24 protein-coding genes are annotated in these 23,181 nt (G+C 66.0%); 17 read left to right on the forward strand and 7 right to left on the reverse strand.

The genetic code is table 11. The features are described from left to right. Window positions 1-39 precede the first annotated feature (39 nt). On the forward strand, window positions 40-855 hold the full coding sequence (locus tag EDF31_RS03030; protein ID WP_131845101.1) for a hypothetical protein: 816 nt from the start codon (window positions 40-42) through the stop codon (window positions 853-855). 342 nt (window positions 856-1,197) lie between these two features. After that, the gene (locus EDF31_RS03035) at window positions 1,198-2,577 is read left to right on the forward strand and encodes a HEPN domain-containing protein (protein ID WP_131845102.1); all 1,380 of its coding nucleotides are present in this window, start codon (window positions 1,198-1,200) and stop codon (window positions 2,575-2,577) included. A 419-nt stretch (window positions 2,578-2,996) separates the two neighbouring features. Here the strand turns inward: EDF31_RS03035 and EDF31_RS03040 are convergent, their stop codons facing one another. From EDF31_RS03040 to EDF31_RS03050, 3 genes are all read right to left on the reverse strand, one after another. Beyond that, window positions 2,997-3,269: a hypothetical protein gene (locus tag EDF31_RS03040; RefSeq protein WP_131845103.1), complete on the reverse strand. Its 273-nt coding sequence runs from the start codon at window positions 3,267-3,269 to the stop codon at window positions 2,997-2,999. Continuing rightward, window positions 3,266-3,967, reverse strand: a complete 702-nt coding sequence (locus tag EDF31_RS03045; protein WP_131845104.1) for a hypothetical protein — start codon at window positions 3,965-3,967, stop codon at window positions 3,266-3,268. Before EDF31_RS03045 ends, EDF31_RS03040 begins: the two co-directional genes overlap by 4 nt. 248 nt (window positions 3,968-4,215) lie before the next feature. Further along, the gene (locus tag EDF31_RS03050; RefSeq protein ID WP_131845105.1) at window positions 4,216-4,767 is read right to left on the reverse strand and encodes a hypothetical protein; all 552 of its coding nucleotides are present in this window, start codon (window positions 4,765-4,767) and stop codon (window positions 4,216-4,218) included. 1,174 nt (window positions 4,768-5,941) lie between these two features. On the opposite strand from EDF31_RS03050, the gene EDF31_RS03055 reads away from it, so the two are divergent. Together EDF31_RS03055 and EDF31_RS03060 are read left to right on the forward strand one after the other, a co-directional pair. Continuing rightward, a complete protein-coding gene (locus tag EDF31_RS03055; protein WP_131845106.1) occupies window positions 5,942-6,433 on the forward strand; it encodes a hypothetical protein in 492 nt (163 codons plus the stop codon). 473 nt (window positions 6,434-6,906) lie between these two features. Next, window positions 6,907-10,311 carry a hypothetical protein gene (locus tag EDF31_RS03060; RefSeq protein WP_131845107.1) on the forward strand — a complete coding sequence of 1,135 codons (3,405 nt, stop codon included), beginning with the start codon at window positions 6,907-6,909 and terminating at the stop codon, window positions 10,309-10,311. A 140-nt stretch (window positions 10,312-10,451) separates the two neighbouring features. Here EDF31_RS03060 and EDF31_RS03065 read toward each other — a convergent pair whose 3' ends face one another. Continuing rightward, complete coding sequence (locus EDF31_RS03065) at window positions 10,452-11,234, reverse strand: pentapeptide repeat-containing protein (RefSeq protein WP_165901311.1); 783 nt, start codon at window positions 11,232-11,234, stop codon at window positions 10,452-10,454. Between the two features lie 905 nt (window positions 11,235-12,139). Between EDF31_RS03065 and EDF31_RS03070 the strand changes: the two genes are divergently transcribed. From EDF31_RS03070 to EDF31_RS03095, 6 genes are all read left to right on the forward strand, one after another. Beyond that, window positions 12,140-13,006 (forward strand): hypothetical protein, encoded by an 867-nt coding sequence (locus EDF31_RS03070; protein ID WP_131845109.1) that lies wholly within the window; start codon window positions 12,140-12,142, stop codon window positions 13,004-13,006. A gap of 19 nt (window positions 13,007-13,025) precedes the next feature. Next, a complete protein-coding gene (locus tag EDF31_RS03075) occupies window positions 13,026-13,211 on the forward strand; it encodes a hypothetical protein (protein ID WP_123937111.1) in 186 nt (61 codons plus the stop codon). A gap of 142 nt (window positions 13,212-13,353) precedes the next feature. Further along, window positions 13,354-13,968 carry a TetR/AcrR family transcriptional regulator gene (locus EDF31_RS03080; RefSeq protein ID WP_131845110.1) on the forward strand — a complete coding sequence of 205 codons (615 nt, stop codon included), beginning with the start codon at window positions 13,354-13,356 and terminating at the stop codon, window positions 13,966-13,968. Beyond that, on the forward strand, window positions 13,965-14,327 hold the full coding sequence (locus EDF31_RS03085; RefSeq protein ID WP_131845111.1) for an SMR family transporter: 363 nt from the start codon (window positions 13,965-13,967) through the stop codon (window positions 14,325-14,327). Before EDF31_RS03080 ends, EDF31_RS03085 begins: the two co-directional genes overlap by 4 nt. Then, window positions 14,327-14,641, forward strand: a complete 315-nt coding sequence (locus tag EDF31_RS03090) for an SMR family transporter (protein ID WP_131845112.1) — start codon at window positions 14,327-14,329, stop codon at window positions 14,639-14,641. Before EDF31_RS03085 ends, EDF31_RS03090 begins: the two co-directional genes overlap by 1 nt. A 42-nt stretch (window positions 14,642-14,683) precedes the next feature. After that, window positions 14,684-15,244 (forward strand): MOSC domain-containing protein, encoded by a 561-nt coding sequence (locus EDF31_RS03095; protein ID WP_131845113.1) that lies wholly within the window; start codon window positions 14,684-14,686, stop codon window positions 15,242-15,244. 7 nt (window positions 15,245-15,251) lie between these two features. Here EDF31_RS03095 and EDF31_RS03100 read toward each other — a convergent pair whose 3' ends face one another. Next, a complete protein-coding gene (locus tag EDF31_RS03100) occupies window positions 15,252-15,701 on the reverse strand; it encodes a MarR family winged helix-turn-helix transcriptional regulator (protein WP_207896075.1) in 450 nt (149 codons plus the stop codon). 174 nt (window positions 15,702-15,875) lie between these two features. Here EDF31_RS03100 and EDF31_RS03105 point away from each other — a divergent pair, with 174 nt between their 5' ends. From EDF31_RS03105 to EDF31_RS03120, 4 genes are all read left to right on the forward strand, one after another. Beyond that, entirely contained in the window at window positions 15,876-16,529 is a 654-nt protein-coding gene (locus EDF31_RS03105; RefSeq protein WP_131845197.1) for a hypothetical protein, read from the forward strand. A gap of 156 nt (window positions 16,530-16,685) precedes the next feature. Then, entirely contained in the window at window positions 16,686-17,570 is an 885-nt protein-coding gene (locus tag EDF31_RS03110; RefSeq protein ID WP_131845114.1) for a S26 family signal peptidase, read from the forward strand. Next, window positions 17,567-18,421 carry a LamG domain-containing protein gene (locus EDF31_RS03115; RefSeq protein WP_131845115.1) on the forward strand — a complete coding sequence of 285 codons (855 nt, stop codon included), beginning with the start codon at window positions 17,567-17,569 and terminating at the stop codon, window positions 18,419-18,421. The genes EDF31_RS03110 and EDF31_RS03115 overlap by 4 nt, the downstream gene beginning before the upstream one ends. A 320-nt stretch (window positions 18,422-18,741) precedes the next feature. Further along, entirely contained in the window at window positions 18,742-19,311 is a 570-nt protein-coding gene (locus tag EDF31_RS03120) for a manganese efflux pump MntP family protein (protein ID WP_131845116.1), read from the forward strand. A 23-nt stretch (window positions 19,312-19,334) separates the two neighbouring features. Here the strand turns inward: EDF31_RS03120 and EDF31_RS03125 are convergent, their stop codons facing one another. Continuing rightward, a complete protein-coding gene (locus EDF31_RS03125) occupies window positions 19,335-20,735 on the reverse strand; it encodes a hypothetical protein (RefSeq protein ID WP_131845117.1) in 1,401 nt (466 codons plus the stop codon). A gap of 139 nt (window positions 20,736-20,874) precedes the next feature. On the opposite strand from EDF31_RS03125, the gene EDF31_RS03130 reads away from it, so the two are divergent. The 3 genes from EDF31_RS03130 to EDF31_RS03140 all read left to right on the forward strand — a co-directional run bounded on the left by EDF31_RS03130 (window position 20,875) and on the right by EDF31_RS03140 (window position 22,644). Then, complete coding sequence (locus tag EDF31_RS03130) at window positions 20,875-21,597, forward strand: SDR family NAD(P)-dependent oxidoreductase (RefSeq protein WP_131845118.1); 723 nt, start codon at window positions 20,875-20,877, stop codon at window positions 21,595-21,597. 17 nt (window positions 21,598-21,614) lie between these two features. Then, a complete protein-coding gene (locus EDF31_RS03135) occupies window positions 21,615-22,265 on the forward strand; it encodes a dihydrofolate reductase family protein (RefSeq protein WP_131845119.1) in 651 nt (216 codons plus the stop codon). A gap of 103 nt (window positions 22,266-22,368) precedes the next feature. Beyond that, window positions 22,369-22,644, forward strand: a complete 276-nt coding sequence (locus tag EDF31_RS03140; protein ID WP_131845120.1) for a hypothetical protein — start codon at window positions 22,369-22,371, stop codon at window positions 22,642-22,644. Here EDF31_RS03140 and EDF31_RS03145 read toward each other — a convergent pair whose 3' ends face one another. Beyond that, entirely contained in the window at window positions 22,645-23,175 is a 531-nt protein-coding gene (locus tag EDF31_RS03145) for a MarR family transcriptional regulator (protein WP_243649817.1), read from the reverse strand. It abuts the gene before it with no gap. Between the last annotated feature and the right edge of the window lie 6 nt (window positions 23,176-23,181).

The raw sequence follows: 23,181 nt of genomic DNA on the forward strand, positions 1-23,181 counted from the left end.
CTCGAATTCTATCGAGAGCTTCCCCGCCTCGTAGGCGCCGTGTCAGAAGAAGGCAGCCTACCCGATCCGGAGTTCCAGCTCTGGAAGGTTGTCGGGGACGAAATGATTTTTACCAGCGTGGTGCGCGACGAGAAGGCAGTTGCAGACGCTGTTGCAGTCTGGCTCGAAGCCATGGAGCGGTACGAGAAAGCGACGTCGAAGACTGACCGCATGCAGACCCACGGAGGCGCTTTCATTGGCACATTCCCTGGGCCTGATTCGCACGTATTCATCGAATTGGATCCCTCAGCAAGCACCTCACAGTCCCAAGCCAGTACGGTGGCGCTAAATGAAGCAGCGCGTGACAACTACAACCCAAATACGCATCTGTTCGACTACTTGGGCCCTTCGGTGGACACCGGTTTCCGGGTGCTCTCGGAGTCAACCGCGCGACACTTCACGGTCAGCGTTGAGGTTGCTTGGGCAATCGCCGAGCACCAGAAACTGACAGGTGACACGGAGACGCTCCCGATGAGCTTGCTCGGACGGAAAGTGCTGAAGGGCGTCTGGGACGGTCGTCCCTACCCGTTGTTGGCCATTGATCGAGAGTATGTCGACAAGGTCCACGCAGCTGAACGCGCTCTCCTACCCGGATCAGGTGGGCCCAGTGAAGTCGCTGCGTTGTGCGAAGCGTGCAGTGCGACGCCTGGCTGGCCGTCTGCGCTGTACCTGCCAGGGTCAGAAAACCCTGCGTTCACGAGGCGGCCAGAAGACATTCTGAAGAGCCAGATGGAGAACGACACCACAGGCGCGGAAACGCCGCCGCCCCCTGCGGGCCAAGGCTCGGCCGTCGACGACGATCTACCAACCGACTGATCGGCGCGACGAACACTGGCGAGATGGTGTGCCACCGGTCGGCAGCGGGACCGGTGGCTATAAAACCCTGCCCTGGGACGCCGTCGGTCCCCGTGACGGTGCCGTTCGTGGCGGAGCGACACTTTGCGCACGCAACTGCGGCGACAGATTAGATGCGCAGCCGCGTAACCGAGCCTCTCTACGGCGACACTTTGCGCCTGCGTGCACACGGGTGTCGTCCGTGTGAAGTGAAGGACAAGTTGTCGTTTTGAAACGTAACTTGTCGCGGTTTGGTACCCAACTTGTCGTGCCGATGGTGGCCGGTCTCCTTATGGGCGGGGTGGTCTTGAAGAGAAGGCGCAGATGAAGACGTTCCGCGGCCACTGGTGGCTCCCGGATGATCCGGACTCACAGCCAGGAACACTCACGATCTCGAACCGCGGAGACGTCACTCTCGAACTCATTGGCGGGTTCGACCTCTCCGTGCGGACACCACTCCCTGGCGGTGGATACGCGGTCTCCGCCAACGAACGACCAATGCCGCTGATCTACGGCCTCGCGGGCAACCAGCGGATCACAGTCCAAGACGCACTCACACTTCACTCCGAAGCTCGTTTCGGCTTGAGCGACCGCCCGAACTACCACCGTATCTCCGGCACGCGAGCCTTCGTCGGCGTGCACCTTCCGGAAGAAGAACACCAACAGCTTTGGCAGGGCTGCTGGGTACACCTCGAGAACTTCGCGCACTGGTCCGGCGCAAACGGAGTACGATGTTCCGCGGAACTTCAATCCAAGAGCGCCGACCTCGTCGAAGTCCCCGACAAGACCGTCGAGGTGGACGGGTGGACATACACCTCGGTGACCCGCGTCGGCGGCTTCGACTTCGACGTCCGCCGGGGCGATATCTCGATCTCCGGTCTGATGTCGGCACGACTCCTCATTGACGCCCCTGGACCGTGCACCATCGCTGAACTGGACACCCGAGTGAAAGCGTGGATGGATCTACTCACGCTCGCATCCGGCTCCCCCTGCGGAGTGATCGGCATGTCCGTCATCCCGGTTTCAGACGAGGATCCACGGGGAGGAAGTCGCCGGCGTGAGGATTATCCCGTCCACGTTCGTCATCTCCATGAAGCAGAGCCAGACGCTGATGTGACCTGCGAGTGGCGATTCACCTGTGACGAGCTGGCTTTCCAACAGGCTGCAGCCACATGGATGCCGTTGCAGGCGAAGGCACTGGAAGGTACCTCGGCCTACTTCGGGAGTTACTACTCGCCCGGCGGATACACGGAAGCACGGGCGCTCCTGAACGCTGTGGCGGCAGAAGCGACGCATCGCGCCCTCGGCGAGCTCAAGCGGGGACGCGATATTGACCCGGACACGTTCGCAGATCGCAAAAAGCGCGCGTGCGCCGCGATGCAGACGCTGGACGAGCGCGAGTGGCTCGACCGAAAACTTCGGAACGACCCACGGCCGATCACGTTCCGGGACCGCCTCCTCGACATCGTCTCGTCGATTGCTCCGGAAGCGATCTCGCTCATCCTGACCGATGTTGACGAGTGGGCTACGGATCTCACCCAGACGAGGAATGGGCTCGCCCATCGTGCGGACGGATCCGGGCAGCGGCTTCATGAACTCGCTCAGGCGACAGACGCAGTGCTCGCGGCCTACCTGCTGGCGCGGCTTGGCCTGAATGCCGCGGTCCAAGCGAAGGCAGCAGGTGCCCTGCGACAACCGTACTGAGGCGTCCAGGAACCGCACCGCCTGAACGCGTACGTGATCGCCATGGCGTTTCACGGGATGTTCTCGTGCGCCGTGAGCGAGCCATGAGCCGTGAGCCGTGTCGGCGTTGTAGTCCGCCAGCTAACTTGCCCGACTGCCAGCAACGGGTCCTGATATACGGAGTCGGACGCGCTATTCAGCAGTATGCGCGTGTCATCCCCATGGTCGGCTCGCCACCCAGATGATCCGGTGATGGGTCCGACGCGAACCTGCCAGCGCGGCAAGATCGCATCTACCCGAAATTTGCGTCGTATCCCGCCGAACCAATCCGAGGTCCGTTAGCTGATCGCCTATCGGACACTCCCAGGAATCGGCCAGGAGAACCGGCATCCCACCGAGCGCTGAGCCAATTCCGCGCAGCATACTGAATAAGACGCATATCACTCATTCTGCGCTGCATCGCGCCGGATTTCGGCCTGTCGAGCCAGGCCCTTCTGGTGGTCGAGCCGCCGCCTCTCGGCTCGCTCCTTGCGTTTTTCTTCCTGTCTTCGCGCCTTGTCTGCAGCACGTTGCTGCCTAGCAGCTTCGTCCGCTTCGCGCTCCGTCTCCTCTTGCACCCAGATCCGCACGAACTTGCTCGTTGTCTCATTCAACGGGTCTTTCAGGCCCCAAGACGCTGCCGACAGCGCGGCTTCGACGCGCTGTTCAATCAAGAGCAGAAGCCTTCGAGCTGCGACCGGGCTGACTTCGGCGACAACCGGCACGAAGACGTCGTGCTTGAAACCTGACGCAGGGGTGTAGTCGGAGTAGCGTACGGCGCTTCCGTGAAGCCGAGAGCGCGCTCCTCGGCAGTGAGATCGGCCGGGCCGAGGAACGGATACAAGGCCGCAGAAAGCTTCTCAGCCTCCTCCTTCCGATGAGGACGTCCATAGCCGTGTGCGTAAAGATCGCGTAACTGCGTTATCGGCGCCATCGCGCCGTCACCGATGCTTACCGGTCTGTCGAGACAGGTCCGGTAGAAGAGTTCCGCCATCTTGCGAGACCAGGAGTGATCGCCTTTGTAGACTAGCGGCTCCGCATCGACGAAGAGCGCCATGGGTATGGACGCGAAAAAAATCTCAGACAGAGCTACGCCGCGGCTGACGAGCATCAGACCGGTGTGGGCATGAATCTCGAGCGGGTTGGCTCCGAAAGCCTGCTCTGCCTCCCAGTACACATCGCCCATGTCGTTGAATTCGGGATCCAATTGGGCTTCGACGTCTTCCACCACCTCCTCGAAGCGCTTGTCTATCTCCGGTCCGACGACCTGCAGGTACTGATGAATTGAGGCGAAGTCTCGGCGCGCGTCGTGAGCAATCAGTCGCAGGCGCAAGGACCACGGTCCGGCGCTTGGATCTTCCTGTTCCATCACTGCGCAACTCGTTCGGCCGCTTGTCGCCCCGATTCTGGTCCGAGTGATCCCCCAACAGCCCGGCTATCGTCGGCGTTCGTCTCCCGCATGAGAAGACGGTGCAATAGATCACCCTCGTCGTCAACCGACCGCCTCCTTGGCCCCTGCATCAGTAGCCGATCCGCAACCGCACATGTGGGACATTTTGTTGGTCGGTTGCGACGCGTCGGTCTGGGGACGGCACATCGCTCGATGCAGCTGCTCAAGGGTCAGTCCGACAGCCAACGGTCTGCGAGGGCGGACCCGACCGCAGAAGGGAGCACTGCACACCCGCAGGCAAGGAGCACGAGAAGGACGGCATGGGCTGAGGTATTGAACTGTCGTCTCGCAGTGCGGTTCTTCTTGGGCTGATGATCTTTGACCTCTTGCTCGAACCAGCCGCGGCTGCGCTGACCGAGGTACCACTCGGAGATCTTGCCGCTGGGGTCGGAGGCGATCACCACCACCTCGCCTTGGGTCTTGGCCGCAAGCATCGCGTTGACCCGAGTTTGCGCCCAGACGGCGATCATGCGATCCCTCCGACGCAGCCCGACGAGTAGACGCGGAATCAAAAGCGCGTACTCGATTTCGGGTTTGGTCCAAAAACGCGCGAAAACTGGTCTTGAGTGCATCCGAGCGACGCGTTCGAGGGCTGTCAGAACGTTGTCGACCATCGAGGCGCGAGCAGCCCTGTGAGCGGAGCGCACGAGCATCACCTGTGTGATCACGAACAAGGCCACTGTCACCAGCACCGACACCAGCGCGACCAGTGTGGCGCTCACGATCGTTTCCCCATCGTCATCCCAACAGGATTCACGGGTCTAACGGGGTCCGCGACCCCCAAAACGCGTTCGAGGCGCCGTCTTGGGCATTCAGTCGCCGATCGGCCATCGGCTACGCAGCAAACAGGAAAGCCCACACCCGCTTTGCTGGTTTCACCACTGACCACCTCCAAGGGGAACGTAGTCCCCGCCGCGCCTTTCGCCATACACGTCGCACGACACCCGATCTGTGGCCTGGGGCGCTGGACCGGTCGCGGTGCTGATACTCCGCATACAATCGGGCCCGCATCCTCCGCGCTTCTCTTGCGACGCGTCGAGAGTGCCGCGGGATTCGCTCATTGCGCAACCATGCCGCAACCACCTCGAAGCCCGCCCAAGCCATTTGCGAGTACCCGATCTGAGGGGTGCGCCCGATGCTCTCACCATCCGGCCAAGCCCGCGCTTGCAACCCAATTCCGTCCATTAGCTCTAGTGCCCTGTCACGGTGCCGTCCTCGGCCGGCCATGTTCGCTGCCGCTGCGGCCAGAGGAGTAGCTACTCGATCCCACTCTTCGTCGAACGGATCATTAGCGTCGAACCGGTCGGTCGGCGCGGGGGTACTACGGGCGAAGTCCGCAAAGTTGAAGAACACCATCATCAAAGCTTGGACCTCGTCCCGGACGAGCTTAGTTTGCTCGCCACGGCGTTGAGCGCGAGCGTTGTACAGAACAATCGCCTGCCCCACTAGGACACCAACCAGCGCAATGACGGCGACCAAAATGGCGATCACTGCACTCAGTGGGATACCGCCCTCCGCCGTAGCCGCGGTGATCTGCATGTAAGTTCCCTTACTTCGAATGAGATGTCGAACGTGACGATACAGCTCCCTGGAACTCAGGGGCTCCACGCTGCTGTCCGCAGCCGGCCACCGACCAGCACAGTTCTGCGGCGAACCCCTCTCCCCAGGAAACGCGGGTTCCATACTGGCGCTCGATCACACCATCTAGGCCTGTCCTGCTAGCCGATCAGCGCCGGACGTCTGTCGGCGGCGGCGGCCCCAGACCGTTTCGCAGGCGCTCACCCCAGTCGCGGCCGGCGGTCTGCTGCTGGTCCGTCGGAAGGCGCTGCGTTGACACGACTGACCCGCTTGCTCCGACCGACCATGATCGGCGGTCCGGAGAACACGGACCGACTCGTGAAATCCATCACGGAACTGGCCGTCATCCTCACCCTCGACCCCTCGCCGATTGACTACCGGAGGCGCAGGGAGCTCGACTGGTTCATGATTTTGACCAAGCCCGATTGGCTGGACCTGTGCGATGCTGCGGGCCACAATCCCGGGGGTGACGTTCGCCTTCGTAACGCGAAGCGGTACCTCTTTCAGCGAGCAACACTCGCGCCGCTGTCGGCGCTTCCGTCCGAGCTAGCAATGGGAAGGCATCGGCAGGACGCGGCCGAGTACTCCAGCTTCCGGGCGTCCGTCACAGCCGAATTGCAAGAGGGCTTTGACTCATATTTCAGCGGGCTCGTCGATGCGACGGGTCTTCGCGAGCCGGTGCTCTGGGTACCGGATCGCAGTCGTGCGCGGTTGGCAAGGGTCGGCAGGGATCTCGAGGACATCGACTGGGTCCGACTTCACGAACTACGCGACGGGGGTGTCCGGAGGGACGAATGGCGCGCGAACTGAATCGCACCATTCGGCACTGCCTTTGGGCAGGTGACCTCCGACCTCACCCAAGCGGCGCTCGTGTCGAGACCATCGACTGGTCCAGCGCACTACAAGCTAGATCTCGTTGACGCAGACGCGATCTCTCCCAACCAAACGCAGCCCTGGGCAAGTCCATCCCCAATGTCAGTCCCTTGCGCTTCAATTCCCCCGTGGGTCGGAACAAGAGTAAGAAGCCAAAGAAGGATCGAGCTAGGCGTATCCCTAGGTTGGACCCGGTCGCCGAGCTCTTCCGACGGCGTGACTCCGAGGAACTCTGGCCAGCTCTGTTCGCGGCGGGGGCCTCGCCGGGAGCACGTCACCGTTGGACGGCGGTCGGCGCCGCGATCGCCGCGGCACTGCGCGCAGAAGATGCTCAGGCTGCGCCTGGGAGCGAAACGGACGCGCTTCAGTCCACGGTCGATCGCGCCGCACGGGCAGCAGGGATCAGCCCAATGGAAGAGGACTTCGTCCCGACCGACCCCCGCGTGCGCGTTCGGACTCGGGTCGACGACGAACTCCTGGAGCTTTTTCCCGGTCTCACAGAACGACCAGTGGCCGACCTCGCGCGTGCGCACCGGCTGGCGCAGGTCGTCGATCACCGTGTCCTGAAGCGGCACGGGTTCGGCATCTTGAACGTGCTCCACGTTGCCTTCAGATACGCGGACTGGGTCGTCAGCGAGATTGCACCAATGTGGCCAGCCGACGAGGACGTCTCGATCGGCGATCCGCTTGCCGTGACGAGCGAGGAGATCGGTGCAGCGCGAAAGGTCGTTGGCGCACGACCAGCGATCACCATGGATGAGCGCGACCTGCTCGCGCTCGAATGGATGACGACCTCGGCAGCTCGAGCGGAGTTCTCGACAGAAGGCATCAGCGGTTTCGGCCGATTCCTGCGTTACCGAGTCGGCAGCAACCCCGCTCGGGAGCGCTGGCTGCCGCCAGCTTTTGTCCCAGAGATCGTTATGGAGGCGGTACACCAGCTTGTGGAGGAGGCCCGCCGCTCCGAAGAGTCGGCGGCGGATCTGCGCGCTGACTTCGTGCGCCAAACGCTCCGCGCGCTTCTTCGCTTCAACGACGCGGTTCACGGACCAGCAGAATCGCAGTGGTCACTGCCGCAGGGACGACCTGATGAGATTACATGGCTTGTACCGTTCAGCCGAAGGAGTATGCTTGCCGTGCAGGTCGTTACGGTCACCGGCAGTTCGCCCATACCGGAGAAATGGGCGGTCGAGCGGCTCGCGGAGAAGGCGCGAGAAGCCACTCCGATCAAAGCAAGGTTCGTGGGCGGGGCCACCGCAACCCTTCCAGAGGGAACGGAAGTCGTCCCGCTCGTCGTCGTCGCAGCAACGACGCATGTCGTCGCGATGCAGCGAAACGGATGCGCGACCGTGGCGCTCGAGGACCTCACCTGGATTGCGGAAACCGCCGAAGACGATGACGACCTCCTCGCGTTCGCACGAGATCTTGCCGATCCGGACTTCCCTCGAAGCATGGGATGGGAAGCAATCAACTACTGGGAGCCCTGGCGGACAAACGGCAAACAGTTCTTCGGTGGTGGCATCAAGCCGTCGTTCGCGATGTTCGAGGCCCATGCCGGCGAGGCTGAGTGGGAGCGTGCAGCCGCGCTCTCAAAGCTAGAAGCGGCGCTCTTCTTCGTGGGGCTGCCTCCGCTACGTGAGACACAGCTCGCGGAAGCGACCGCAGACTCAATGATGGTGATCTTGCCGCCCGAGCCGACCTACGACGAGCGGCACGGTGCTCACCGCACTCGAATGGCGGAGGGGTGGGCTCTGAGCAGCACCAAACCTCCCGTTGCCCTGCCGCTCGCAACGGATGAGTGGAAGAGCGGGCCGGGTCTTGTGGTGAAGAGGGACTATGCCGGTGGAGTCGCCTTCGGTCTGCACACGATCGCGGATCAGTGGGCCGCGGCCCACGCAGAATCAGTGGTTAGTGGATATCGGCTTGAATTCGAAGACGCGGATGAGGGTGAGCCGGTGTCGGATCGGTCCGCTGAGCTCCACGTGCACGGAGTTGTCCGAGCGACATGGTCGATCTGTACAGACGAGTTTGTGAAACGTGCGAATGGCGATCCTCGCGCGGCCAACGAATTCACCGCGGCCCCGCTCCGAAGTCTTTTGGAAGTCGGCGGTATGGATGAGAGCGTCGCCAACCAGATCGCGCAGGCCCTTGCCGCGGCTCCACCGTTCCTCATCCTCGAGATTCGCACCACCCGAACGATGAAGAATGACCTTCCCGCGCCCATCCGCCTTGACGACAACGCAGCCGCGCAAATAACACGCGAACTCGCCCGCCGGCTGGCTGACTCTGCCATCGACCCCGGCACGTACCGCGGATCCGACGCCAACCGCATCATCAGAGAACACCTCGCTCCCGCAGCCCTCGCTGAACTCAGGACCCGCGTCTCCGAGTGCGGACGAACACGTGTTGTCGAATTTGGCTTGGAGCAACTCGTGCGGGTGGTCGATGACCGTCACCGGTCGACTGGAAACCTGCAGCGAGTATCCCGGCACTTGCGAACGTCGTGGGACCCGACGGAGCAGATGGTGGAGGCGTCGGGCACATCCCTACGGCTTCGTCAGGCGAACGAGATTCTGGTCGAGGCCGCGATCCGCGAGGCGGACGACGATGAAGTTCCCGTTTCGCCGATTGGCGCGGAGTCATGGCGCAGGCTTCTTGCTGCGGCGGACGCGTATCTCCGCTTGACCAGCCACAGCGAGCGTCTACATAACGGGATAACACCAGTTGTGCTCGAAGTGACAGACCTCTACGAACTGCATGTGCGCGACGACGACACCGGTCTACACGCGCGGTGGCCTCTCGACGCGGCGAGCCTGAATTACGCTGCAGCGGTGTCGGCCCTTGACGAATCGACGCCCATCGAGACCGTTGCGTCGCCTGAGGTGCTCATGGAAGTTGATGCCGCGATGCTCGACGCTTTTGGTGTAACTCGGCAGGACATTTACGCGGTCCTAGGCGCTCTTGTGCAATGGGCGGAATTTGAGGCTGGTTCGAACATTGCAAAGACTGACCGCGCAGCCGTCGTCGCATGGCTGAGCGAAGTGCTCGACGAGGCGGATCCCGGTAGGGAGACGCGCCTACAGACGGCGCTGGAACTCCTGTCGACAGATGAAAGTACGCTGTCCGAGTCGTGGGAGCCGTGGCGTACTCGCACCCGCCGCAATCGGTTGCTTGTTCAGCCCATCGTGCGACACGCGGGCGCGATTCTCATTGCGCCACAGTTCCTCGAAGCGTCTCTGTCCGTTTACTTCAACTACTTCAGTCAAGGCATGTTGCCATGGTCGGCTCGACCGCCGAAGCGGCTGGAAACTGCCCTCGCTAACCTACGTAGCGAACGTAACCGTCATCTCGAACAGGCGGTCGACGAAGCGCTCCGCTCGCGTGGCTTCACGACGATCACACGTGTCAAGCCCGGTGACGGCAAGCGCCTCGGCGTCCCGACCCTGACCACCGAGATTGACATCGTGGCTGGCAAGCCTGACGGCGACATAATCTGGCTGATCGAAGCCAAGGATCCAGCGTCCGTCCATGGGATCCCGGAGACTGCGCGCCAGCTGAAGGCCTTCTATGACGACAGCGAATCGCCCAGGCGGGGCTCCCCGAGCTACACCACGCAGCTCGGTCGCAAGGACAACGAGCTGCGACCCTTCGCACGAGCGATTGCTGGACAGCTGGGTATGAGGACCGAGGCCGAACCCGAGCTCCGGACCACCTTCGTCACACGCTCGCTCACGCCGGCTGAGTACATCACCGGGCGATTCCCTGTCGTCACGGTCGATGAGCTTCTTCGGTTGCTCGATGTCGACGGTGACGTCTGATGGCTCCTCGCGTATCGGTTCGAACATGCGTGCTTCAGCGAGGGGAGACGCGACCATTCAACATGCAAGACCGGCCGACAACTTGGCCTTTCTACCCCGTTGGCTGTGTCCGATGAAGTGCAACCGCCGCGACTAGTCCCTTAGTTCTGCTTGGCGGTTGACGCCGACCATGCCTTCGTCTGTTCGGTAGGCGAGGACCCGGGGGGCCAGATAGTCTCCTCATCCCAGCTTGCAGCGGCCGCGAGCTGGCGTTGTGTCGTGTTCCGTGCAGCTCCCTGCTTCACTCGTTGACGGTAGAAAACGGCGCCTTCGAGGCGAGTATTCTGGAAACTCGCACTCCGAAGGTCGGAAATGCCGAAGTGGGCGCGCCGAAGATCTGATTTCTGAAACTGCGCACCTTGAAGATAGGCTCCGTGAAAACTTGAGCCGCGGGCATCAATTTTATGTAACGTGGCTCCTTGTAGTTCAGCTCCTGAGAAGTTCGCTTTGCCTAAATCAGCGCCTGACAGGGTTGCGCGCTGCATGTTCGCTCCCTCAAAGATTGCTCCACGGAGACTTGCTCCGTCGAGTTTGCTTTCGGGAATCGTGGAGTTCGAAAGATCTACTGTCCCCTCCGGGCCCCGCTCGCGGCAAAGTGTGGCAAGTGCTGCCATCGCAGCAGCAACGCTCGGCGCCATGACTCGTTTGCCGCTTATGTCGTGGTATTCCAGGTCGTCCTTGTGCGGATGCCGGACGTATGCGGCTAGCACCTGAATGGTGCGCCAATGGTCTCGTTTAGAGTCAATTCCCATGCGCTCTAGCGCAAAGAAGCCGCCAATACGCGATGCCTCGCTATCGGAACCGATGTGGCTGATAGCCTCGTTGTACCGCTTTGTCCAGTCCTCGTCCCGTGCCAACTCATGCCGGCGGTAGGTGATCCACAAAGTTACGGACGCAAGCAGTCCACCGAGAGATAGGAGTACTGCTTGGCGTAGCGAGCTCTCCGAGGCACTCAGGTTCAAGCACAGACCTGGGTGCGAGCAGGGTAGTTTCAGCCAAGCGGGCAGTGCGATTACGAGAACAAACCACAAGAAAAGTACTCCCCCGGCGGCATATCCAAGCCTTGACCATCTCATAGATCTAGCCTAGTAGGGCCTCGGATAGAATGCTATGGCGTGTTGTCCCATGAACACCGATGCCGACTCCCCGGACAACCGAAGCGTCGTGTCGTTCTTGGTCCGTTGCGCCGTCTCAAGCCATCGTACCCATGGCCTCGGATAGGCACACGTCAAGGTCTCGTCAACGACGTGGATGGATTTGAATCGCCCCCTGACCGGTCGGCTACTGTACCGGTTCGCGTTGGTAGGCGCTGGAACTCGTTGCCGACCATCTTGAAGGGCACTTACCGGCGAGCCACGAGCCTGCCTTCTTTGGATTCAGTCCTCTGCAGCAAGTAGATCAAGGCCAGCGGAGCGCTGTGCAGCGACCTGCGGTTGCGGATGCGACAACCTAGATCTCAAACTGGTGCGACTCGATGGGCTTCGAAGCCCTTTCTCATGCGGCCGAACGCGACAACTAAGCTTTCGCTCTACAGTCCGCCAGGTGACTGGTCCACCAGCCACACATCAGACTTCCGAGACGCAGCCTTCGGCGCCGGATCGGGGCGAGGTAGGAGCGCTCACTGCGCGAAGAGTCCCTCCGACCGTAGTCACGGAAGTGTAACGATGGGTCTACCCCTCCAACGGGGGGTCGTAGGGTCGGTTCGTCGGCAACGTTGCTGACTACAACGGGACCGACCTCAGCGTCGGAGACAGGGGACCGAAGTATGAACCACTCACGAATCCGCCAGATGACCGCAGGGGGCGCCATCGCGGCGGCTGTGCTCGCTGGCTCACTCGTCGCAGCACCGGCGAACGCTGCGGCGTCCGACGATCCGCTCGCGGTCGTCCAGCAGCAGGGCCTGCTCGGTACGAGCGATTCCGCACCGATCGGAGCCGCTGCCCAGTCGAGGGTCCAGGTGGACTCTGCATCGCACGTCGCAGTCACGCCGGTCGTCCCCGGGGCTGCGACGGCCGATGCCGCCACCGGCTCGGACGTCTACCGGGGGGCCGACTTCGGGACGGTCACGGGCACCGGGGCGAACGGCACGAACGCCAGCTTCATCGTGATCAACAACTCGTCGGCGCCGACCGACTACGAGTTCGAGATCGGCTCCGAGACCGACACGCTCGCCCTCGTGGACGGCGGCAAGGTGCAGGTGAAGAACGCCAGCGGCGACGTCGTCAACTACCTCGAGACGCCGTGGGCGCACGACGCTGATGGCAAGCAACTCCCGACCTCGTACACGGTCGTACCCGGCTCGAACGTCGTCACCCAGCACGTCGACACGACCGGGGCGGTGTTCCCGGTGACCGCCGACCCGTCGACGGGGTGCGGCGTCGGATGGTGCTCGGTGTACTTCAACCGCGCCGAGACGAAGGCGATCGCAGCGGGCGGACCTGCCGGGACGGCTGCGCTGACGGCAGGGTGCGCCCTCATCGGCACTCCCGTCGTCGGCGGTGTCTGCGCCCTCGTCAGCGGTGCGATCACCGCCTTCGCGCAGGGTGCGAACGCCAACGACAACTGCCTCGGTATCGTCGGGTACGGAGTCCCCGGGACTCCGCTCTCGGGTTGGAACCCGTTCGTTCTCGACAAGAGTGCCAGCCAGTGCAACTAGTGCAAGTAAGGACGGTCTGATGTCTCCTCGCAGCTACAAGATCACCCTCGCCGTCCTCGGCGTGGCCAGCCTCTTGCTCGTCCCGTTCCTCGCGCAAGGGATGCTGCCGGCAACCGTCGGCACGGTTGCCCTCGTCGTGGTCGTCGTCTGGGTGCTCTACGGCGTCGTGAACGCCAAGTTCACGCAGCGCTCCGGTCACAAGTAGGCGCGTCGCACCACAGAACGACCCTCAGCTGGTGGGCTGAGGGTCGTTCTGCCGTGGACGGGGTGCTGGGCGAACCCATCCCTCGCTGAGAGTTCACCGCCCGACTTGGCCACATGGCCAAGTTCGGCGTTACGGTCGGACCATGACCCTCCAGCAAGAGCACCGCAGCGTCGAGGAACGACGCGAGCAGCTCGTCGACGCCGCGATCGCCGTCCTGCGCGACGGCGGCATCAGCGCCGTGACCACCCGCGCGGTCACCGCCCGCGCGGGCCTGCCGCACGGCGCCTTCCACTACTGCTTCGCATCGAAGGCGCCGCTCTTCCGTGCCGTGCTCGAACGCCAGCTCCGCACCGCCATGGCGGTCGCGTTCGCACCACCGGTCACGCGGCTCGACCTGGAGGCCCGGATCACCTCCGGCCTGTCGGCCCACCTCGCGCAGACGCGCGACGACCCAGCGACCGCACTCGCCGTCGTCGAGCTGGTCACCCACTCACGGCGCGACCCCGACCTGCAGGACCTCGCCGCGTGGGAGCAGCACGCGTACCTCGATGCGGTCCGCGAGCAGGTCGACGAGTGGACCGCCGAGGACGGCATCCGCTGGGCAGTGCCGGTCGAGCACGTCGTCCGGCTGCTCATCGCGACGGCCGACGGCATCAGCTCGACGTGGCTCGCTGACCGGGACGACAGAGCCGCACAGGCCACCGTCCGGGTCGCGGCACGGGCGATCGCGGCCCTGGCGGACGGGACCGGCGCATGAGGTGGCTGTTCCTCGGGACCGCAATCGTCGCCGAGGTCACTGGAGCGCTCTCGATGCAGGCTGCCGTCGACCAGCCCGGGTGGTACGCGCTCGTCGCCGTGGGCTACGTCGCCGCGTTCGCGATGCTGATCCTGGTGCTTCGCGCAGGGATGGCGGTCGGGGTCGCCTACGGCATCTGGGGAGCCTCCGGTGTCGCCCTGACCGCGGTGCTCGCGGCCGTGCTGTTCGGGCAGGCACTCACGCTCACCATGGTCGCCGGCATCGTGCTCATCGCTGCCGGGGTGCTGCTGGTCGAGATCGGTTCGCAGCGAGCGCTCGCCGCACGGAAGCGCCAGACGCCAGAGCGCGAGGCGTTCTGATGGCCTGGGTCCTGCTCGCCGTCGCGATCGTCTCCGAGGTCGGTGCCACGATCAGCCTCAAGCTCGCCACCGACGGCAAGAAGCTGTTCTTCGTGCCCGTCGTCCTGGGGTACCTCGTCGCCTTCAGCCTGCTCGCCGTGGCCCTGACGCTCGGCCTGCCGATCGGTGTCGCCTACGGGATCTGGGCCGCGACCGGTGTTGCACTGACGGCGATCCTGGGGCGGGTGCTGTTCCGCGAACCGTTGACGTTGCTCATGCTGGGCGGCATCGCGCTGATCATCGCCGGGGTGTTCCTGGTCGAGCTCGGACACTGACCGGGGGCTGCGTCGAAACCGAACCTGCGCCAGAATCGCACCATGACCGACAACCGTGACGACCAGCCGCGTGTGATCGCCGTGAGCCGCGACAGCGTCCATCGGTTCAGCAAGCCCGTCGTCGACGAGGTGACCCTGGTCGAGGGCTGGGGCATCGAGGGCGACGCCCACGCCGGGACGACCGTCCAGCACCGGTCTCGAGTCGCGCGTGACCCGTCCCAGCCGAACCTGCGGCAGGTGCACCTGCTCCACGCCGAGGTGTTCGACGAGGTCGCCGACGCCGGGTACGACCTCGAGCCGGGCCAGATGGGCGAGAACGTCACGACCCGCGGTGTCGACCTGCTCGGCTTGCCGACCGGCACCGTGCTGCACCTCGGCGACGAGGCGTGCGTCCGGGTGACGGGCCTGCGGAACCCGTGCCAGCAGATCAACGGGTTCGAACCGGGTCTGTTGCGTGAGGTGCTCGGGCGGGACGAGGACGGTGCGGTGGTGCGGAAGGGCGGTGTGATGAGCGTCGTCGTGACCGGTGGCGTCGTCCGCACGGGTGACCGCATCCGGGTCGAACTCCCCGCCGGCGAGCAGCAGGCGCTCCAGCCGGTCTGACGAGCCCCTACTCCCCCGCTGCCGCGGCCTGCTGGTACAGACTCGTCGCCAGGTCGTTGAGCACCTCGTGCAGCTCGCCGCCGTGTGCGCCGTCGACCGCCCGGAGGATGGCGGCGTAGCGCTGCCGGTAGTCCGCGACGACGTCGTCGCCGGTCGGCAGCAGGCGCAGCAACGACCCACGACGGTCGTTCGGGTTCGGCGCGCGCTCGAGGAGTCCGGCGGTGCTCATCCGGTCGATCATGTTCGTCACCGCGCCCGAGGTCAGGCCGAGGTAGCCGGCGACCTCCGTCGGCGTGGAGTACCCGGTGTCGCTGATGAGCACGAGTGCTCGCAGGGCGTTCTCGTGCACCCCGGCTCGGGCACTGAGCTGGTTGACCAGGCTCGCGTTCGCGCGCACGACAGCGGTGAACGCGGCCATCAGGTCGGCGGCGTCGTCATCGGGTGCGGCGGGGGTCACGGGGGGAATCCTTCCATGTCGGGAACCCGGGGGACGGGAGCGTCCCCCGCACTGGGGTAGGTGTGCGAGTGGCTAACTTGGTTAAGCGGTGACTATCTTAATTATTGAAGCAAATCCGCCCGAGTGACTTGCTTCCCCCAACCACTGCGAACCACCGAACCGATGAGGTACACCGTGTCCACCAAGCTCCGCACCTCCGCGCTGAAGCGGATCCGTTTCGCCCCCGTGGCGCTCCTCGCCGGCATCTTCGCCGCCGTGCTCCTCTCCCTCTCGCTCACCGGCACCCTGTCCGGGTTCGCGGCGAGCATCACGAACAGCAGCAACACCGTCGGCAGCGGCACACTGATCATGCAGGAGCAGAACGCCGGCGCCACGGTCACCTGCCTCAGCACCGACGGCGGCTCGGTCTCGACGAACTCCGCGACCTGCTCGACGATCAACAAGTTCGGCGGCAGCACGACGATGACGCCGGGCAACACGGTCAACACGGCGATCTCGATCAAGAACACCGGCACCGCTGCCGCGAGCACCTTCACCCTGACGCCGGGCAGCACGTGCACCCAGTCGAACAACGGCTCCTCGAACGGAACCGCGACCGACCTCTGCGCCAAGATGAACCTCGTCATCACCTCGGGCTCGACCACGGTCTTCAGCGGCACGCTCGCCAGCTTCAAGGGCGCCGCAGCGTCGGCCTTCACGATGCCCGCAGCTCCGGCGGCCGGCGCGTCGACGCCGTTCAACTTCGCGGTGACCCTCGACTCCTCGGCGGGCAACACCTACCAGGGCCTCGCAGCCTCGGTCCCCATGACCTGGACGTTCACGGCCTGATCCCGCTCCGGGCCGGCTCCCCCCCCCCCAGCCGTCCCGGGACGTCCCGTGACCCCAGACCGGCGACGCTCGACCGACCCCCCCTCCGGCCGAGCGTCGCCACCCCCGTTCCACCACGCGCAGTAGCCGCACCCCACCGAGCCGCAGGAGCACGACATGAGCCAGACCGCAGCGATCCCGCTCAGCGGCACGCTCGACCGTCCGGTCCTCCGCGGTCGCGCGGTCACCCGCTCCGAGACCGTCCTCGCCTGGTTGCTCGCCCTGGTCGCCGCCCTGCTGCTCACCGCCGCCGTCCTGTTCCTGTCCGCCGGCGGCCGCTGGTTCGTCGTCGAGACGCCCTCGATGGGTGAAGCAGCCCCGGTCGGCACCCTCGTGCTCGACCTGCCGGTCGACGTCACCACCTTGGCCGTCGGCGACGTCGTCTCGTTCGAGACGTCCGCCAACCCGGACGTCGTCTACACGCACCGCATCGTCGCGATCGACGCCGACGGCGGCCTGCACACCCGCGGCGACGTGAACGGCGCGGTCGACCCGTGGACGCTGTCGCAGGCCGACGTGATCGGTACCCCGGCGCTCCTGGTCCCGCACCTCGGCTGGTTGTTCCGCGCCGCCCCGATCCTGCTCATCGGCACGCTCCTGATCCTGACCCTGACCAGTGCCTTCACGGACCGGGTGACACGCACCTGCCTCCGGATCGCCGGCTCCGCCCTGACGGTCTCGTACGCCGCGTTCGTGCTCAAGCCGTTCGTCAACGTGACGACCATCACGAACACCTCGAGCCCGACGGGCGTCGAGGCCACCGTCATCTCGTCCGGCATCTTCCCGGTGCGCATCGACGCCCACGGCGGCAACACCGTGCACCTGGTCGACGGCGAGGTCGGCCGCGTGGTCATCCACGAGCTCACGAAGAACGGGCACTACCAGCTGACCTCGAACATCGACCTCGACCCGCTCGGGTGGGTGGCGATGATCGCCGTGTGCCTGGTGCCGCTCGTCGCCTGCCTGGCCGTCGGTCGCGTCGAGGCGGTGCGCGCATCGTGATCCTCCGTCGCCTGCGTGACGGCCGCGTCGTCGCCGTCCTGCTCGTGGTCGCCCTGGCAGTCGTCGTCCTGCTGAACCAGTTCGCGCCGACGCGCTCCGCCTACAGCGCCACCGTCCGGAACGACACCAACACCGCCGCGACCGCCCCGTACTTCACCTGCACGGGCGCCGTCGGAGCCGACACCGCGAACGCCCTGTTCGCGTACCGGTTCACCGAGTCGACGAACGCGAAGACCGCGACTGACTGGTCGGGCCGCGGGGCGAACGGCACGTACCAGGGTGCGATGACCGCGGCAACGACGACCCCGATCGCCTGCCCGCGGGACAGCGGCAGCGCCTACGTGCTGAACGGGTCGACGAGCTACGTCTCGACCCCGACCTCGTACGCCAACCCGACGACCTTCAGTGAAGAGGTCTGGTTCAAGACGACGGTCGCGGGCGGACAGCTCATCGGCTTCGGCAGCAGCCAGACCGGTGGCTCCGGGCAGCACGACCGCAAGCTCTACCTCAACACGAGCGGCCAGCTCGTCTTCGGTACCTACAACGGCACGACCCAGGTCGTCACCTCGCCGAAGGTGTACACCGACGGAACGTGGCACCACGTCGTGACCACGATGTCGCCGTCGAACGGCATGCGCCTGTACGTCGACGGCACGCTGGTCGCATCGAACGCGACGTACAAGACGCCGGAGAACTACACCGGCTGGTTCCGGATCGGGTACGACACGATCGGCGGTTGGCCGGGTTCACCCGCCAACGCCTACTTCACCGGGTCCATGCGGTACGCGGCCGTCTACGGGACGGAACTGTCCGCCACCCAAGTCGCCGCGCACGCAGCAGCCGGTCGCTGACGCGCCGCGGAGCGCACGGGAGGCCCGTGGCGGGCCCGCCACGGGCCTCCCGTCCGCCCGCGGTCGCCCCCACCCCGCCGCGCCGGCGCGCAGCGCCCCGATCGGAACCTCGGCGGCACGCGGGCGGGGTGTCGTGGAACCTCGCGCAGCCCGACACCGCCGCGAGCCTTCCGTCAGGAACCGGGGCGGGTGCACCAACCCCCGGATTCGGCACGACGAATACCGCTGATCAGGCCTTTTCGTCCTCGGAACCATGCCAGGATCGTCAGGTCCTGAGACGTCGGCGTCTCCGTCCGACCGTCTCGAAAGGCGCCGCCCCCATGTCGTTCTGGGCCCTCTTCCTCATCGCGCTCGGCGTCTCCGCAGACGCCTTCGCCGTCGCCCTCGGCAAGGGCCTGCACATGAAGCGCTTCGACGTGCGGCACGCGCTCGTCATCGCGCTGACGTTCGGTGCGTTCCAGGCGCTCATGCCCCTGCTCGGATGGCTGCTCGGTTCGGCGTTCGCGCGGTACATCGCCGCCTTCGACCACTGGATCGCGTTCGGGCTGCTCGCGCTGATCGGCGGCAAGATGCTGTGGGAGGCGTTCTCGAAGCACGAGGACACCGAGCAGGACACCGACCGTCTGCCGATCCGCGAACTCCTGGTCCTGGCGATCGCGACGAGCATCGACGCCCTGGCCGTCGGTGTCACGTTGGCGTTCCTGCCGGTGTCGATCGGCGGCGCGGTGCTGCTCATCGGTGTGACGACGGCAGTGCTGTCCTTCGCCGGCGTGGTCGTCGGGCGCCGTGTCGGAGCCCGGTTCGGCAAGCCGGCCGAGATCGCCGGCGGTGTGGTGCTCATCCTGATCGGCGTGAACATCGTGCTCGAGCACACGGGCGTCATCGGCTGAGGCTGCGGAACGGGCGCGATTCGTCAGATGTCGAGGACGCCGTCCACGGCGGCGTCACGCGCAGGGATGTCCCGGGTCGCGATGTCCTCCTCGAGGTACACCGTCACGTACGTCCAGTCCTCGACGTGGCCGGCGTCGTCGAACACCCGGTAGCGCCGACGGAGCCGCAGGTACGGCACGTCGCTGTGCTCGAACGACACGACGACCTCGGTCGCCGGCCACTCCCCCTCGACGACGACCTCGACGGCCCGGTAGGCGCTCGCCGCACGGCGGGGCTCCGGGTGCTCGCGGGTCCACAGGATGCCCGGCTCGGCCAGCGACTCGAACACCCCGACGAGTGCGGCGACCGCCTGCGCCTTCGTCGAGTCATCCGTGTCGTGGAGCGGCCACCGGGCGCCCTCGACCCCGGTGAGGTCGAGCCGCTCGATCCACGGGGCGCGAGCCGCTTCGAGCCGTGCTTCCTCGGCCTCCCACGACGATTCGTCCTCGTCCTCGTCCACCGTCCGCGCCGGCAGGGCATCGGTGGTGATGGTGGTCGGCAGGCCATCGGAGAGGTCGACGTCGACCTCGCGGTACTGGTACGTGTAGTCCAGCCCGCCCGCGGAGTCCGGAGTCCGCCGGGGCCCGGTTGGCGCGTACCGAACGGTCAGCACCGAGCCCTCGCGACCGACGCCCTCGACCAGGTGGTCGACAGCGACCGTCGCGCGGGTGCCGTCCGGCCGCACGAGCACCAGGTCGGTCGCCGGGGTGGGCAATGGCGGACCCGGGTCAGCGAGTGGCTCCATCGACGGGACGAAGCCGTCGGACTCGTCGCCGAAGCCGATGCTCCAGGTGTACGGGCCACCGTCGTCCTCGTCGTCGAGCAGTTCCGGGTCGTCGTGATCGTGCTCGGCGGCGGCCTCGGTCTCGAGCGTCGCCGCCCACTCCTCTGGTGTCGGCCAGAACGGCTCGGCCGGCGCCCACGGCAGGGTCTCGGGGTCGACGCCGTCGAGCGGATCGTCGGCGTCGGCGTCGGAGTCGTCGGAGCCACCGGCATCCACATCGACGTCCACGTCGTCGGCCTCGCCGTCCCACATCGACGCGGGTCGCGGGTCACCGATCCACAACCCGTCCACGTCGGCACCGTGCGGCCGACGATCCCCGAGCTCGACCGCGCACGTCACACCGGTCGGCGTGACGTGGACGGCTGACCGGGACACGGCGTCGCCACCGTCACCGTTCGACCCGTAGACGATCCACGCGCCATCTGTGGTCGCCAGGACGCGGACGTCGTCGACCGCACCAGCGGGCAACGGGGCGTCCGACCACGTCACCCACCGCACGTCGTCACCCGTGACGACCGCTGCGACCGGACGCGTCGCGTCCGGCACGATCGTCGCGTCGCCGACGGCGACGGCGTCCGCGGGGTCGAGGAAGCTGCTCATGCTGCGACCGTACTGCAGCCCTGTGGCCGGGCCGAGAACGGACGGGAGGCGCGGTGCGGGCCCGCCCCGCGCCTCCCATCCGCCCCGCTGCTGGTCCACCTGCCGCACACGCCCCCGCCACCCGGCGCATGATGAACGCATGTCCCGCATCCTCGTCACCGGCTCGACCGACGGCCTCGGGCGGGCGACCGCCGACACCCTGCTCCGCGACGGGCACGAGGTCGTCGTGCACGCCCGGAGCACGGCACGGGCGGAGGCAGTCGCCGACCTGCTCGACCGTGGTGCCACGCTCGTCGTCGCCGACCTGTCCGACCGCGACGCCGTGATCGCCGCTGCGCGCGACCTCGACACCGGCGACCCGATCGACGCGGTCGTGCACAACGCCGGCGTGATCTCCGGCCGTGCGCTGATCCCCGTCAACGTCGTCGCGCCGTACCTGTTCACCGCGCTGCTCCACGCGCCGACCCGGCACGTGTACCTGAGCAGTGGGATGCACCGCGGCGGCCGCCCCCGACTGGACGGCGTCGACTGGGACGGCATCGCGGAGACCAACACGTACTCGGACACCAAGCTCTTCGTGACCGCGCTCGCAGCCGAGGTCGCCGAGCGCCGGCCCGGCGTCCTGAGCAACGCCGTCGACCCGGGCTGGGTCCCGACCAAGATGGGCGGCGCGGGGGCGTCGGACGACCTCGAGCTCGGGCACCGTACCCAGGAAGCCCTCGTGACCGACCCCGACGCAACCCTCAGCGGTGGTTACTGGTTCCACGGACAGCGGCAGGAGCCGCACCAGGCGGTTGCTGACCCGCAGTTCCGCCGCCAACTCGTCGACGCCCTGGCGACGGCGACGGGCATCACCCTCTGAAGCAGGACAGGAGCACCATGTCGACGGTCAGGGTCCACAACTTCGCGATCTCGCTCGACGGGTACGGCGCCGGAGCCGACCAGTCGATCGACCGGCCGTTCGGGCACGCCGACGGTCGACTCATGGGGTGGTTCGCCGCCACCGCCACCTTCCGTGCGATGCAGGGAGCGTCCGGCGGGACAACCGATGTCGACGACGAGTTCGCTCGCGCCTGGGGACCGGAGATCGGTGTCGAGATCATGGGGTGGAACAAGTTCGGACCCCAGCGCGGACCGTGGCCCGACGACGGCTGGACCGGGCGGTGGGGCGACGAACCGCCGTTCCACACGCCCGTGTTCGTGCTCACCCACCACCCGCGCGAGCCCCTCGAGATGGCGGGCGGGACGACCTTCCACTTCGTCGACGCCACCCCGGCGGAAGCGCTCGAGCTCGCCCGCCAGGCCGCACCGGGCCGGGACGTCCGGATCGGCGGCGGGGTCGAGACCGTCCGCGAGTTCCTGCAGGCCGACCTGGTCGACCACCTGCACCTGGTCGAGGTGCCGATCGTGCTCGGCCGCGGCGAGCGGCTCTGGGACGGACTCGAGGGGATCGAGGAGCGCTTCGACGTCGAGACGGTCGCGTCGCCGTCGGGGGTCGTGCACCGCACGTTCACGCGCGTGGCGCACTGATCGCACAGACCGGCGGACGAACCTGAGCCGTTGTGTCGGCCGGGGACTACCGTCGACCGCAGGTGACCCAGGCCCCCGGCTGCCGGCACGATCTCTTCGTCCGATGCCGACCGGAAACGCCATGTCCCCCTCGCAGACCGATCTCCCCCGCCAGCACGACCCGACGAGCTGGACCGCGCTCGAGGTCGGCCGGTGGGAAGCCCGCTCCGGCCGGTCCCACATCGGAACCGTCGTCTTCACGAACCGGTACGAGGTCCGTGGGTGGTCGGGCGAGGTCTTCGGCGACCACACGAGCCTGGAGAGCGCGAAGGCACAGGTCGAGGCGATGGCGCGGTGGAGCCTCGGTGAGCGACCGTGGTCACCCGACGGAGTCGACTGATCAGTCCATCGCGTCGTCGTAGATCCCGATCAGACGGTCGAGGAACGCCTGCACCGTGGCGCGCTCGCTGTCGTCCATGTCGGCGACGACGTCCTCGATCCCCTCGATCAGCGGCAGCACCAGGTCGTACGCACGGTCGGACGACCGCTCGGCTGCGGTGACCACGAGCTTCCGGCCGTCGCTGGGGTGCCGCTCCCGCGTGACGTGGCCGGCGGACTCGAGTCGGTTGAGCACGAGGGTCATGGCGGCGGTGGAGATCTCCAGTCGCCGCGCGAGCTCGGTCGGGGTGGACCGTCCGTGGGTGATGAGGTGGTCCATCGCCTCGAGCCCGGCCGCGTCGACGTCGAGTGCCCGGGCCAGGTGTCGCTCGAAGCGCTGCTGGCGGACCCCGACCTGTTGGACCCGTGCGCGGATGTCGTCGTCGGGCAGCGGTCGTCCGTCGCGACGGGCGGCTTCGCGGTCGCGTCGATCGCGCCGGGCGTCGCGGTCTCGTCGTCCGTCGGTGGGCGCTGTCGGTTCGTCGTGCGGCACGAGGTC

The sequence above is a fragment of the Curtobacterium sp. PhB142 genome (assembly GCF_004341255.1).
Lineage (GTDB): Bacteria > Actinomycetota > Actinomycetes > Actinomycetales > Microbacteriaceae > Curtobacterium.